Here is a 13,853-nt window from a genome sequence, read left to right as displayed (position 1 = left end):
CTCACTTTTATAAATTACCTATCAAACTTTAATTGTTCAGTGCCATTTTTTTGCGTTAATGTTGTGCAATTAATTTCACTATTGGTGCATTGGCATGATCAAACCTTTCTCGCAAGCGTGCGAAAACAATAAAGGCCCTATTTTAGAGGTGCTTAAAACGGCTTTTAATAAAACAAGAATAGTACTCGAAATAGGCTCGGGCACGGGGCAACATAGTGTGTTTTTTGCAAAAAATTTGCCCCACTTACAGTGGTATACAAGTGACCGTTGTATAAACCATGAAGGCATAAATTTATGGCTCGACGAGGCAAATTTAACTAATTTACACGCCCCTCTTGAGCTTGATTTAAATTATGCGTGGCCGGTAAATAACGTGGATGCCATTTATACAGCAAATACGTTTCATATTGTAAGCTGGCAGTTAGTTGAGCAATTTTTTAAAGGGGTTGCAATGCATTTAGCAAACCAAGGTGTAGTGTGTATTTATGGCCCTTTCAAATACCAAGGTCAGTTTACAAGTGCAAGTAATGAAGAGTTCGACCGCTTTTTAACTCAACGTGACCCACTTAGCGGTATTCGTGATTTTGAGGCTATAGAGCAATTAGCTGCACAAGCGAGCCTTACACTTATTAGTGATACAGCGATGCCTGCTAACAATCAGTTATTGGTTTTTAAACGGCAGTAATTCAGCGCACTGCGCTTTATATATTGCCATGTGTTGGCGCTCGCGATTTAGGTAGTCGTTTATTGCTGCTCTAAAGTCAGGTTCAACAATATAGTGGCTAGAGTAGGTAAAAACAGGCTCAAACCCACGAGGTATTTTATGCTCGCCTTGAGCGCCTGAGTGAAAGCAATGCAAGTTATGCTTAATCGCAAATTCAATCCCTTGGTAGTAACACAGCTCAAAATGAAGGGAATCTATTTCTTCGCTGGCGCCCCAATAGCGTCCGTACAAGGTGTTGTCACTTTTTAAACTCAGTGTGGCGGCAACTACGTTTTCATCTTTTTTGGCGAGCATAATAATCAGCTGATCGCTCATTAAAGCCTGTAATAAAGTAAAAAACTCAATATTTAAATAGCCTAAATGCCCTGAACGTTTTAAATAAGTTCGCTGATAAAACTCGCAAAACAATTGCATTATTTTAGGTGTTATTTGCAAGCCTTGTAGCCATTCAATGCTAATATTTTGCTGTGCTATTTTAGCGCGCTCTTTTTTGAGCGTTTTTCGTTTGCGTGCGGTAAGTGTATTTAAAAAATCGTCAAAGGTTTTAAAGCCTTTATTAAACCATTGAAACTGTACGCCTACGCGCTGCATTATATCGTCAGTACACAATGCTTCAGCCTGCATTTTTGGACAAAAGTTAACATGCCAGCCAGACCAACCTTGCTCCACACTCGTTAAGTTTAATTGCTTTTTTATGTACTCGTATACGCTTTGTGTATTTGTATGTGCGATGGCAATACGCTGGCCTTCAATGGGGCTAAAAGGCACACCACTTAGCCATTTAGGGTAATAGGCTAACCCGTGTTGTTCAAAGGCTTCTGCCCATGCCCAATCAAAAACATACTCTCCGTAAGAGTGGCTTTTTAAATACCCAGGTGCCAGTGCTATTAATTTGCCACCTTCATAAACCGCTAGGTGTTGAGGCTGCCAACCAGTCCCTTTGTTTGCACAGTGGCTTTGTTCTAATGCATATAAAAATGCATGGCAGGTAAAGGGGTCATTACCGAATAAACGCGTCCAATCGTGTTCGTCTATTTGGTTAATATTATTAAACCATTGGTGGGTAAAAGTTGCCATTACTGCTTACCTTAGGCTGCTGTATTATGGGTGGTTGCATTTTAAGACAAAAATAAAAAACAGCGTATTTATTTAATGTATTATTGTACTAATGCTATTTCATTTTGGCGTATTGCGCCAAGCAGGCAGTTAGCCTAACTAAATCGAGCGGTTTTGCAAGGTGTTGATTAAAGCCAACAGCGAGGGCGTGGGCTTTATCCTCAGGCATAACATCGGCGGTTAGCGCAATAATAGGCAGTTCTTGCTTACTTTTAAACTGCCTAATGAGTGCCGTGGCTCTGTAACCATCCATTATGGGCATTTGGCAGTCCATTAAAATTAAGTCAAAGTGTTGCTCTTTTACTATATCTACTGCTGCTTCGCCATTTTCTACAATATGAGCAACAAGGCCCAGTGAGCCGAGCATGGCTTTAATTACCATTTGGTTTACGGGGTTATCTTCTGCGACTAGCACTTTTAAGGCTGTCAATTTAGTATCTGAGTATACGGGATCAGCAGATTCTTGTGCTGGGCTAGTTTCAAGTTCAACACTAAATATAAATTTTGAGCCTACGTTAGGTTCACTTTGCAATGTCACGTTAGCGTCCATTAGCTTACTGAGCTCTTTGACCACAGTTAGCCCTAAGCCTGTACCACCGTATCGCCTCGAAGTTGAATCGTCGGCTTGGGTAAAAGCGTTAAATAACTTAGCCTGCTGAGAAGGTTCAATACCAATCCCCGTATCTTTAACGGTGATTGTAATTTTCACTTTGTTATCACTTATATATTCGCCGTCAAAGGTAATATTGACTTTACCTTGCTCAGTAAATTTTATTGCGTTGCTGCAAAGGTTTAGAATTATTTGCTCAATGCGTAAAGGGTCGCCTATATACCAAGTATCAGCGGGGAGCTGATTTACAACCTCCCAGCCTATGTTCTTATTATCCGCGCTGGTTTCAAACATAGTGTTAATACGCTTAATAATTGCGTGTAAGTTAAACGCTGTACTTTCTAGTTTGAGTTTATGTGACTCAATTTTAGAAATGTCGAGGATGTCGTTAATCAGGTTCAGTAAGCTTTTAGATGAAGAGTTTATTTTGTCTAAATAACCAATCAGGGTTTGCGTGCTATCTTCTTTGCGCGCTAATGATGAAAAGCCTATAACAGCATTGAGTGGGGTGCGTATTTCATGGCTCATATTAGCTAAAAATCGACTTTTAGCTTGATTGGCTAAATCGGATTGTTTTTTAGCCTGCGCAAGCGAATGGGTGCGCTCTGCGACTTTGCGGGTCAGGGCAATTTGTTGTTGATTAAAAAGCAGTAGAACAATTAAAATTAGGGCGCATACTACTAATTGCAAAACCATTAAAAATAGCGTCAATTGGCTATTCTGAGGCGCTAAGTACCTTTCTTTTAAGGCTAAGTATGCATTCCACGTTTGTCCACCAAAGGTAAGTTTTAGCTTTATAATATTCGTGTTTTTAATCGCACTTGGGTTGTCACTATTGCTATAAAAGGCAGGTTTGTTTAAATCTTCATAGAGCGCGATAGAAAACATATCTGATTGTTGTTTGTTAATCGCTTGCTCGATTATATTGCGCACTAAAAATACCCCAGTAGCGTACCCATTAATAACAGTGGCTTGCTGTTGTTGTTTGTACACAGGTGCAAACAATAGGTAGGCAGGCTCAGGCGTAGATGTTTGTACTAATTGAATAATTTTAGTGCTGACTGGTTGGTACTTTATTGCGGGGTTTGTAAGTGACGCTTTTCTATCTGGGTTTGAATACACATTAAATCCCACCGCCTTTTGATTACCATTAAAAGGAGCAATATATTTAACAATGACCATAGGGTCGTCTGGCTCAAGGGGTTCACCTACAACTTCAAAGTCAAGGTGGTAGATATTGGCGACTTCTTGAGTAAACGAGGCTCGCTCACTTTGCGTTATTTTTTGGTTCCACGATAGCGCTTTAATAAATGAATGCTGTATCAGTAGCTCGCTAGCATAGGCATAAAAATCTTGTTGGTTTAAATCTGGATTAGATTGCACTTGGCTGGCCAAGCTTTGTACTGCAATTAAACTTTGGTTGATATAGCGATATAAGCTGTTTTCAATAACTTGAGCCTCCTGCTGTGCTGCTTTAATAATATGTTGCTTATTTTTATGATTATATAGCTGCGTGGTTATAGCTACGGATATAAATAAAATATTACACACCACTATTGTGGGTAGTGGAAACATAGGCCTATTGGGGCCTGTTAGTTGCGTAAGCACTAACAGCAAAGGGGTAGCTATAATGACGCCTAGTGAGTCCCCTAACCACCAAAATAATACATTCTGCCAGTGGTCATTAATATTGTAGGCGGGGTTAAACTGGCTCAGCGCAAACACTCCAAAGTTTGCCGAAATTGAGCTCACCGCAATACCTACAATAAAAATAAAGTAAATAATACTCGCGCGTTTTTTAAAATAAAGTGGATGACCAAGCCAAAATTTAAGTAAACCCGCGCCTACCATGGCCTGTAATGCAATACCACTAGCAATATACATAGCTTGCTTAAAACTATTACCAACTAGTACCATTTCGTGAGCTGAGCTTTCAAAAATATTAAAGTTAAACGCAAAGGCGGCTATAAAAAGTGCAGGCACAAATCGCCACCACCAAATGTAGCAGCCTACTAAGGCAACGCCTGCTGGCAGCCATACTGGAATAATTTGTGTATTAAAGGCGAGTTTAGTAAGTGAAATACCAATTAAAAAATACGCTGATGAAAATATTATGTAAAAGATAACTGAGTGATTTTTTGAGTTAAAATTTTTCACATAGCTTCCTGATTTTTTAAACGTATTTGGTTTTAATCATCAGTATAGCGAACAGTATGTTATTTGCGCTTTTTTTAATATATGGGTTAGGTGTATCGCATATGTTGCTTATTTGGGTATTAAGGTTGGTTGCTCAGTTGCTGCTTTTGTTGCTGTAAAATAGAAATTTGTTGTTCTACAGCGCTAATTAATGCGTTATAGCGGTTTTGAATCGCCGTAGTTTTAGTTGCGATCGCATCAGCGATTGATGCGGCTCCCATTCTATTTGCTTGGTCTTGATTTATATAACTTGCTTGCTGCGTGGCGTGGGCTAAGTCTTCTTTATAATTTTTTATAGTAAGCTGGTGGCGTTTTATTTCGCGCTCAATTTTTTGTATTTCGATGTAGTTATCTACAGAGGCGCCAGGCATTGCTTGTGTATTGGCGTTGTTACTTACTTTATCAGCGATCAGCGGCTGCTTTAGTTTTATTATTTCCGCGTTCTCAGCACAGGGGGTTTGGCTAAATGTAGCGACGCCTTTAATTGTACACTTATAAACCGTGATATCTTGGGCTGCTTGTGGGCTTATGGCCATAAAGCCTAGTACAGGAGCAATTAAACGAAACATAATTAAACCTAGCTGTTGGAGTTATAAGCAATCATGCCGCAACTACTCAGTGTATTCAATGTGTTTTGATTTACGCTATTTCAATGCGAAGCTGTTATAAAGGCCGGATCGCTATTACATCCATGTAATTAATTGCGTCGCAACGCCTACGGCGGCTTAAAATGTTCCAGACATTTTATCGAACCCTAGGAGAGTTCTCACCTTCCTTGGATATATTAGCTGTTAAATTTTAGACACAAAAAAACCGCAACTAAGCGGTTTTAATTAGAAATGGTGGAGAAGGAGGGATTCGAACCCTCGATAGAGCTACAAACTCTATACTCCCTTAGCAGGGGAGCTCCTTCGGCCACTCGGACACCTCTCCAACGCATAACAGATTGTATTAACGGTAGTTAATTCATACCGATAATTAAATAATGGTGGAGAGATAGGGATTTGAACCCTAGATAGGCTACAAACCTATGCCGGTTTTCAAGACCGGTGCATTCGACCACTCTGCCATCTCTCCGTGACGCAGAATAATACTTAGGTGATACCGTCGTGTAAATAGCAAATAAACTGTTTGCTTAAAAAGTAGGCGTAATTAAGGTTTTTTTTGTAAATAGAGAGAATTTAGTAAGATTTAAGCTAAAAATTAAAGGGTGGCAGTAAACTTGGGAGCGAAAGAAAGCCTTTCAATAGTGGTAAGTTGTTTACTGCCCCTGCGTAATAATCATAACAAGGTTGATTATTTGTATTGCGCGGCGCTGTTTAATGCTAACTTTTTACCCATACGGTTTAACTTAGCAAGCATTTTAGCTTTGCGGTTCGCTGGCTTCACGCCAACTTGGGCTGCTGCGTTTTGGTTTAAGGTGTTTATTGGTTTCATGTCTTTGCTCCAAAGTGTATGTGTTTAAATCGCGAGCATTCTGACTCTTTTTTGTATAAAAATACAACGATATAAACTAGGGCTTGAGCATTAGTTATTTTTATCTGATTTTTGTATTTTTTGTTTTTGAATTACCTTGTTAGTTATCTGTTTTGCATAGTTATTTATTTGATGTAAAGCCTTATATATTTGATTTGTATTCTATTTTTGTTTTGTTTTATGGTTTTAATAAATTTTTACTCAATATTTTGACTAATTATTCAGATTATTTAATTTTAACTTAAACATTGTTTTTAGCGCCGCACAGGCTAGCAGGAGAGAAATAGCTTGCAGTTGTTAATAATAATTAAACCAAGCGTAAAAAAAGCGGTGCTAAGTCATTTTGAGTGGCTTAAAAAAACATGTAAAAAGAAAAGTATTTCCTATATTACGGTTAAAACGACAGGTAATTTTGAGTACGACTTAACAAACGTAAAGCTCAATGCGCAGAATAGCCAAATAGCAGTGGCTATTGGTGGCGACGGCACGCTTAATTTGGCACTTAATGGCGTGATTAACAGTGCATGTAGTTTGGCAATATTACCTTGTGGTACGGGCAACGATTTTGCGCGTCGCTTTCATTGCAAGGCTAAACAGTGGCAAAACGCTATTTTTAATGCCCCCACCCATACAATTGATGTGGGTAAAATTAATACTCGTTACTTTATTAATGTAGCTGGTGTTGGTTTTGATGCCCATGTAATCAACCAGCTTAGCCATATACAGAATATGTCAGCTTGGCGCTATAAGTGGACGAGTTTTAAATCGCTCTTTACTTACAAAACAAGCAATCTGGATGGAGCATTTTTAAATAAGCAGTGTAGCTATCAAAATTTAATCACTGTATTTGCGAACTCTCATTATTTTGGCGGCGGCATAAAAATAGCCCCTAGGGCTAAAATTGATGATGGGCTGCTTGATTGCTACCAAATGCAAGCGGGTAGTCTAGTTGATCAATTATATAGCTTTATTAAATTAATTTTTAATCGACATCATACTTTAAAAAAGCTTACTTATAGCCAGCTCAAACAGGCGCGTATTAATACTAAAGATTTATTAATTGAGGCCGATGGCGAGCTAGTCGGTGTTACGCCTGCGGTTATTGCTATTCATGAGCAAGCTATTCATTTTCATATACCAATAAAAAAGCGCCTACAGTAGGGTAGGCGCTTTTGTGTTAGTGCGTTAAAAACGCCTCTAACTGGGGACGGAGCCATTTTTAGCAAAGCAGCGGCTTGCTAAAAAGGCGTTAATTCTTTTTGTGGGAGTAAGCACAATTGCATTACCCAGTAGTACTAAACTAAAACCAGCAAAGGTATTTGCATGCCATTCAAAGTCTTCAAAAACGCTGCTTAATGCAACGGCCACCAAAGGAAACAGTACGATGGCGTAACTAGCTTTTTCTGGGCCAATATTTTTTAACAAGGCAAAGTAGCAGGCAAACGCAATCACAGTGCCAAAAACCGATAAATACAATAATGACAGCCAATAGCTGGTAGGGGCGCTAAAGTTAACCTCTATATCATTTACTAATACATACACGGCTAATCCTGCTGCGCTATATAACATACTCCATGCGTTACCCTGTAGTACGCCTATTTGGCGATTAGAATTACGTACACTTATCATGTTGCCCAATGAAGCCACAAACGTGCCCCCTAGAGCAAGTAGTAACCCGACCAACGCCCCGTTACTCAAGTCGAATTGCTGTAAATGCGGCCAAAATAGAAAAATAATACCAATAACACCCATTAAGGCACCGCAGTAAATTCGTTTTGCAATGGGTTTTGCAAAAAATAAACTAGTGTTAATTATGTTCATTATGAGCAGCATTGAAAAAGCAATAGACGCCATCGCTGACGAAAGGTAATTTTGTGCCCAATACAAAAGCAAATAATTTAAGCCAAAGTTAGAAATAGCCAATAAAACAAAAAAACCATGATCGGCTAACGAAAATCGCATATCAGGCTTTTTGTAGGCCACAAATAGCCACATACATGCAGCCGCTATAGCAAAGCGATAAAATAATGAAAGCTCTACAACAATATCGCCTAGCTGAAACGAAATTGCGAGCCATGTAGAGCCCCAAATTAAAACGGTGGTGAGATATAGCACTGTGCTTTTCATTGGAAACCTCTCAAAAATCGACTGAGTGGCTATTTTAGAGCCTATCTGTATACTTACCATATACAGAAAAATGAAAATGTAACCTATACAGATTTAGGGCGAAATATGCAGCCAACAGCCAGTAAGCAAAAAGCCGATTTTTTATATCAACAAGTTATTGAGCTAATTAAAGATATGCACGCGCAAAAGGTGTTATTACCTGGCGAAAAGCTTCCTTCACTTCGTAAAATGGCTAGCAACTTAAATATTAGCATTCCAACTGTTAAGCAAGCATATCAAGCGTTAGAAGATCAAGGGCTGGTGGAAGCACGAGAAAAGTCAGGTTACTTTTTAACGGTGCTAAACACAGTTTACAGTTTACCAAAACGTGTAAAGCTAAGCCGTGAGCCTGTCACTGTAAATAAACAAGAATTAATAGAGCAGGTTTATAGCGCAATTCATCAACCTAATATTATTGCGTTTGGTATTGCCAACCCAGTAGCTGCAGCCCCTACCGATAAAGCGTTAGCGCGAACCATGCGCCGAGTTATGGCCATTGCAGGGTCAAATGTTATTAACTATGGCCCTATAGATGGTTTTGCAGCACTTAAAAAGCAGTTAGTGCACAGGTATTTGGGTTTTGCTATTGGCGTTAATATAGATGAGCTAGTAATCACCAACGGTGCACAAGAGGCATTAGCTATCGCACTTAAGTGTGTCACTAAACCTGGTGATGTGGTTGCTATTGAAACCCCATGTTATCACGGCATTATTGAACTGATAGAGAGCTTGGGACTTAAGGCGCTTGAAATTCCGTTGTGCCCCGACAATGGAATTTGGCTTAACGATTTAGCGCAAGCGCTTGAACAACACACTATAAAAGCGTGTTTGTTTTCGACCGCCATCAATAATCCTGTGGGCAGTTTTATGAGCGATGAAAGCCGACAACAAATGGTTAGCTTAATAGAATCGCATAATGTTGTGCTAATTGAGGATGATGTTTACGGGGATCTGCACTTTACTCCTAAGCGTGGAACACCTGCACTCGCTTATTCAAAAAAAGGGTTAGTGATAAGCTGTGCCTCATTTTCAAAAGCGGCTGCGCCGAGCTATCGAGTAGGTTGGTTAATTGCAGGCCAGTTCGCAGGCCAAGCACGGCGACACAAACGTGCATTAAGTTGTTCTGCTTCACTAATAAATCAATGGACCCTCTGTGAGTTTATAGCCAGTGGTGAGTATGATCGTAATTTAAAGGTACTAAGGCAGCGCTTACGTAATAACAAAGAGCGTATGCGGTGGTGCTTATTAAACGCAATGCCTGATAACACGCGTATTAGTGATCCCAAAGGGGGATGTGTTATTTGGCTTGATTTTGGCCAAGGGGTAGATAGTCAAAAGTTATTTTTATTGGCTTTAGAGGCTGGTATAAGCATAACCCCCGGACTTATATTTTCAGCAAGTAATAAATATAAAAGCTGTATTAGGCTAAGTTATGGGGTGCAATGGAGTGAAAAAATAGAGCAGGCTATTAAAACGTTAGGTGAACTGGCGCATAAGCTAAAAGAATAAAAAGGCAGCACCTATACACAGGTGCTGCTAAAGGGATGTTAAATACGGCGCTGGGTATTAGTTTTGTTTAATAGTAAATAGCTCGTAACCTTGAAGTTGAGGTAATTGTGCTACTAATTGCTCTTCTTGATATGCTATGTTGGCAAAGTTTTCACATAAAGAGTTGGCACGTTTTTCAAGCGCATTTGCATGCAGTTCTACTTTTTCTTCGATTTGTGCGCCCATGTTTTCCATGCGTTGCTCAAATGCATCCATATCACCACCTGAACCGAGTAGTTCAGAGCCTAAAGCTACTAAAATACTTCCCATTGATTGCATCATGGCCGATTCAACCACGGTTTCTATTTGCTCTTCAAACTGGTGTTCAAAGTTTTCACCAAACTGATTAAAACTTTGCTGCCCCATGACAAAGGTACCTTGTTGGTAAAAGGTATTTTCTACTTCACTTTTTATATCATCCATTAGGCCTGACAAGTCATCAATACCGTCAATGTTAAATGCGTTGGCTACTTCCTCGAGCGCTACACCAGCTATTTTCACCCCGTCTAGAGCAATATTGGCGACCTTAGGCAGCTGTGTACGTAAGTTGTCTGAATATTGGATAAGCGCTTGGCGCTGTTCGCTGTTAATAGATACTTGATCGCCATTTATAGTTAAGCTGCCATTGCTGCTAAAGCGCATGAATTGATTAGATGCAGTAAAAATTTCTAATTCGCTAGGTTTAATGCGTACATCGTTTTTAAACTCTACATTGCACTGCTCGTTGCTAAACGAAATGCCAGCATTGTTATCGTTATGTGCTATTGCTGCAGGTGTACAAATTAAAGCGCTTACTAATAGTAAATTTTTCATGTTTATTCTCTAATAATTGTTGATGACAGTTAAGTATTAACAAGTTTGGTGCCATTTTTTATTATCTTTATAAAACAATTATTTATGTATTTTCGTGTACTTTAACTAGTTTGTGAATTTAATAAATAAACTACTTTTTAGTCAAAAACACTAAAAATAAATAAATGATAAATTTTATTTGTCGAAACGATAAAAAACTCTCACTTCCCACTCTCTTAATTTAGCGCTATTTATTCACAATATTGACATGAAGACTATTTACATTAGTCACGTGGCTTTATTTTGGCGCTAATTTGTACGTATTTTAGCGTTAAACATTTTTAATCTGCCAATCACAGGACACAAGCCTGAGTTGGTCTCAAACACTTTATGGAGTGGGTTGTGGGTAAGACATTTAGTTACGATGCGCTAGATGATGATTTTGTTGAAGACGAGTACGAAATGGTCGGGCGTAATCAGCATGACAAAAAAAAGCAGAAGGTAAAAAAGAAGCTGGAAGATTACCTTGAGCAAAAGCGTTTGCGTAAAAACTTAGGTGAAGACGACTTAAACGATTACATAGACTAAATTGTGCTAGTTAAAATAATGCGCCTCTTTTATTAGGATTTTTAATATGCGTTTATGCGTGTTTAAAGTCTAAATAGTGGCAATAAAGAGGCTTTATGCCTCTTTATTACTTTTATGTACTTACTTTTTAGCGAGTGCTTGTTGAATGGTGGCTTCTAGTTTTTCTGGCTTTGTAAAAGGGGCATAACGTTTAATAGGGGTGCCGTCTGGCGCAATTAAAAACTTGGTGAAGTTCCACTTTATTTTTCGTGTTAAAAACCCAGGCAGAGCCGATTTTAAATATCTAAATACAGGGTGCGCATGACGCCCATTTACATCCACCTTTGACGCCATTAAGAAGTTTACCCCATAATTTATTAAACAACCTTGCTGTATTTGCGTCGCGTCACCAGGTTCTTGTTGGCCAAATTGGTTACATGGAAAACCAACAATAACCAACCCGCTTTTTGCGTACTGACTATGAAGAGTTTGTAGCGCCTCGTATTGCTTAGTAAAACCACATTCACTTGCTGTATTAACAATAAGCACAACTTTGCCTTCAAAGTCGCTGAAGTTAATAGGTTTACCGTTTAACGCAGTTGCAGTTAATTGATGAAATTCGTGCATGATAGGTGCTTTTTTATTGTTGTTAGTAGCATTCTACCTGCTGTGGCGTGTGACTAAAAGTATAAAATTTAGCCCTATGAATACTATGCCTAAGTGTTTGCTAGTAGGCTGCTATGTTTAGTTTAAAATTAAAAATAACCCCATGCTGGCAAGTGTTGTGTAGTAAATGTTATGTGTTTTATAGGCAACAATAATGGCAACGATAGCTGCGCTTAGGTATGGGTTATGCCAATCTAGGTTGATGCCGTCTTCATTTATAAAAATAATAGGTACCCAAATCGCGGTTAATACAGCGGGGGCACTAAAGCTTAAAAACTGCTGCATTTTAGGGCCTACTTTAAAACCAAGGCGTTGATGTAAAAATAAGTAGCGAGTAAAAAAAGTAATACACGCCATTAATAATATAGTGATCATCATAATGGGCTGTCCTTTTTTTGTATAAACCTTGCAGTAAAGTAGCCTGCACTCATAGCAAGTAGAGCGGCACAAACCAACCACAACTCAAACCCCGTACTTTTTAAAATGGTGGCGCTAACACCTGCAACAATAACTGTAACTAGCGAGGCTAAATTTTTTATGCCCGGTACCACAAGCGCAATAAATGTAGCTGCAATCGCAAAGTCGAGCCCTAAATTTGTTAAATCTGGGAGTACACTTCCTGCAACAATGCCTATGAGTGTCCAAAGGTTCCATGCAATATAAAAACTAAAACCCGCACTTAAAGCGTATATTAGGCGCGCTTTTGTTTTATAGGCTTTACGGTGGTGCGAAAAGGCAAACAGCTCATCGGTTAGTACAAAACTTATGGGTAAGCGCCAGCGTAATGGCTGCGAAATAACTTTATGGCGTACGGCTAAACCGTATAAAAAATGCCGAGAGCTAATAATAAATGTGGTAAATAAAATAGTCAGCAAAGGGGTGTTACCAGCCATTAGTTCAATGGCAACTAATTGTGCAGAACCGGCAAATACAAGTAACGACATTGCTTGTGTTTCAAAGGCACTAAAACCATTTTGAATCGCTAAAGAGCCACATAATATCCCCCAAGGTACGACCGCTAAGCAAAGCGGAAGCATATCAAAAAAACCTTTTAATACTGCGCGTTTAGTAATATTCATTAATACAAGTAAGTAATAAATTTGTGCGTTTAGTGTGCCATAAATAGCGCTTTATGTAATATCATTAATGCAGCGGTAGTAAAACTTTGGAATAATGGTTTTAGTATCAAAATAAAGTGCCAAAGCCTGGCAACAAGTTGAGGATTCATATGCAAAGTATAAAAGTATGGGATGGCTTTATAAGAAGCTTTCATTGGTTGTTAGTCATTAATATTGCTGTGCTTTACTTTAGCATTGACGAGGGCATGATTGAGCTTCATTTTGTGGCTGGATTTTTTGCAATCGCATTAATAGCGACCCGTTTAGTATGGGGGCTGGTGGGCAGTAAAACGGCAAAATTAAGTGCGTTATTGCACTCACCAATAGCTGTACTTAAAGAGTTTAAAAGCCCCAGTAAAGGGGTAGGTCATTCGGCGCCAGGTAGCTACATGGTTTTGTTGTTTTTTGTACTTATTATAGTGCAGTTAGTGACTGGGCTAATGAGCAGTGATGGCATTTTGACAGATGGCCCTTTGGTTGAGTATGTGTCGAGCTCAACGGTTGATTTTGCAAATTGGCTGCACCGCCTTAATTTCGATATTTTATTTTATGCTATATGCCTGCACGTTACTGCCATTGTTGTGTATAAAATAAAAGGAAAACCACTTGTCAAAGCAATGATCACCGGTAAACAGGCAAACAGCGAACACGCCACTCAAACTAATATAGATAACACCAAGGCACCTTGGTTAGCATGGGCTATTTTTGTTGGATTGTTAGTGCTGTTGGCTGTTACGTGGGGCAAAGAGCCGCTTAGTTATTTGCTGGGCTAGGGCGTGTTGATCTTTGCGGATTGAAATTTGTTCAATCTAGGGGCGTTCAAATCGCGGCGCGAGGTTTGTAACCTAGTGGGCTCGATAACTGCTCCTGCGTT

General features: G+C 39.2%; 14 protein-coding genes and 2 tRNA genes. 5 read left to right on the top strand and 11 right to left on the bottom strand.

Going from position 1 to position 13,853, the window contains the following annotated elements:
- Window positions 1-94: 94 nt before the first annotated feature.
- Window positions 95-685, top strand: a complete 591-nt coding sequence (locus tag AABI99_RS11325) for a DUF938 domain-containing protein (protein WP_338365885.1) — start codon at window positions 95-97, stop codon at window positions 683-685.
- Here the strand turns inward: AABI99_RS11325 and AABI99_RS11320 are convergent.
- The 6 genes from AABI99_RS11320 to AABI99_RS11295 all read right to left on the bottom strand — a co-directional run bounded on the left by AABI99_RS11320 (window position 662) and on the right by AABI99_RS11295 (window position 6,083).
- Window positions 662-1,801 carry a GNAT family N-acetyltransferase gene (locus AABI99_RS11320; protein ID WP_338365884.1) on the bottom strand — a complete coding sequence of 380 codons (1,140 nt, stop codon included), beginning with the start codon at window positions 1,799-1,801 and terminating at the stop codon, window positions 662-664. The genes AABI99_RS11325 and AABI99_RS11320 overlap by 24 nt on opposite strands.
- A 94-nt stretch (window positions 1,802-1,895) precedes the next feature.
- Window positions 1,896-4,607, bottom strand: coding sequence for a CHASE domain-containing protein (locus AABI99_RS11315; RefSeq protein ID WP_338365883.1), 2,712 nt, complete (start codon window positions 4,605-4,607; stop codon window positions 1,896-1,898).
- 119 nt (window positions 4,608-4,726) lie between these two features.
- Window positions 4,727-5,215 (bottom strand): RNA-binding protein, encoded by a 489-nt coding sequence (locus AABI99_RS11310; protein ID WP_338365882.1) that lies wholly within the window; start codon window positions 5,213-5,215, stop codon window positions 4,727-4,729.
- Window positions 5,216-5,486: 271 nt separating this feature from the next.
- Window positions 5,487-5,579, bottom strand: a tRNA-Ser gene (locus AABI99_RS11305).
- A 53-nt stretch (window positions 5,580-5,632) separates the two neighbouring features.
- Window positions 5,633-5,723, bottom strand: a tRNA-Ser gene (locus AABI99_RS11300).
- Window positions 5,724-5,942: 219 nt separating this feature from the next.
- Window positions 5,943-6,083, bottom strand: a complete 141-nt coding sequence (locus AABI99_RS11295) for a hypothetical protein (protein WP_338365881.1) — start codon at window positions 6,081-6,083, stop codon at window positions 5,943-5,945.
- A gap of 327 nt (window positions 6,084-6,410) precedes the next feature.
- On the opposite strand from AABI99_RS11295, the gene AABI99_RS11290 reads away from it, so the two are divergent.
- The gene (locus AABI99_RS11290; RefSeq protein WP_338365880.1) at window positions 6,411-7,283 is read left to right on the top strand and encodes a YegS/Rv2252/BmrU family lipid kinase; all 873 of its coding nucleotides are present in this window, start codon (window positions 6,411-6,413) and stop codon (window positions 7,281-7,283) included.
- Between the two features lie 36 nt (window positions 7,284-7,319).
- On the opposite strand, the gene AABI99_RS11285 is transcribed toward AABI99_RS11290, so the two are convergent.
- Window positions 7,320-8,249 (bottom strand): EamA family transporter, encoded by a 930-nt coding sequence (locus tag AABI99_RS11285; RefSeq protein ID WP_338365879.1) that lies wholly within the window; start codon window positions 8,247-8,249, stop codon window positions 7,320-7,322.
- Window positions 8,250-8,354: 105 nt separating this feature from the next.
- Between AABI99_RS11285 and AABI99_RS11280 the strand changes: the two genes are divergently transcribed.
- Window positions 8,355-9,797: a PLP-dependent aminotransferase family protein gene (locus AABI99_RS11280; protein ID WP_338365877.1), complete on the top strand. Its 1,443-nt coding sequence runs from the start codon at window positions 8,355-8,357 to the stop codon at window positions 9,795-9,797.
- Window positions 9,798-9,854: 57 nt separating this feature from the next.
- Here AABI99_RS11280 and AABI99_RS11275 read toward each other — a convergent pair whose 3' ends face one another.
- Window positions 9,855-10,649, bottom strand: a complete 795-nt coding sequence (locus AABI99_RS11275; protein WP_338365875.1) for a YggN family protein — start codon at window positions 10,647-10,649, stop codon at window positions 9,855-9,857.
- Window positions 10,650-11,030: 381 nt separating this feature from the next.
- Between AABI99_RS11275 and AABI99_RS11270 the strand changes: the two genes are divergently transcribed.
- The gene (locus AABI99_RS11270) at window positions 11,031-11,216 is read left to right on the top strand and encodes a hypothetical protein (protein ID WP_004589020.1); all 186 of its coding nucleotides are present in this window, start codon (window positions 11,031-11,033) and stop codon (window positions 11,214-11,216) included.
- Window positions 11,217-11,336: 120 nt separating this feature from the next.
- Here the strand turns inward: AABI99_RS11270 and AABI99_RS11265 are convergent, their stop codons facing one another.
- From AABI99_RS11265 to AABI99_RS11255, 3 genes are all read right to left on the bottom strand, one after another.
- Window positions 11,337-11,822 carry a glutathione peroxidase gene (locus tag AABI99_RS11265; RefSeq protein ID WP_338365872.1) on the bottom strand — a complete coding sequence of 162 codons (486 nt, stop codon included), beginning with the start codon at window positions 11,820-11,822 and terminating at the stop codon, window positions 11,337-11,339.
- Between the two features lie 117 nt (window positions 11,823-11,939).
- Window positions 11,940-12,239 (bottom strand): AzlD domain-containing protein, encoded by a 300-nt coding sequence (locus tag AABI99_RS11260; RefSeq protein ID WP_338365870.1) that lies wholly within the window; start codon window positions 12,237-12,239, stop codon window positions 11,940-11,942.
- The gene (locus tag AABI99_RS11255; protein WP_338365869.1) at window positions 12,236-12,940 is read right to left on the bottom strand and encodes an AzlC family ABC transporter permease; all 705 of its coding nucleotides are present in this window, start codon (window positions 12,938-12,940) and stop codon (window positions 12,236-12,238) included. Before AABI99_RS11255 ends, AABI99_RS11260 begins: the two co-directional genes overlap by 4 nt.
- 149 nt (window positions 12,941-13,089) lie before the next feature.
- On the opposite strand from AABI99_RS11255, the gene AABI99_RS11250 reads away from it, so the two are divergent.
- A complete protein-coding gene (locus AABI99_RS11250; protein ID WP_338365867.1) occupies window positions 13,090-13,752 on the top strand; it encodes a cytochrome b/b6 domain-containing protein in 663 nt (220 codons plus the stop codon).
- The last annotated feature ends 101 nt before the right edge of the window (window positions 13,753-13,853 follow it).

Source organism: uncultured Pseudoalteromonas sp. (assembly GCF_963922945.1).
In the GTDB taxonomy this organism is placed as follows: domain Bacteria; phylum Pseudomonadota; class Gammaproteobacteria; order Enterobacterales; family Alteromonadaceae; genus Pseudoalteromonas.
This window is presented reverse-complemented; position numbering and strand designations above follow the sequence as displayed.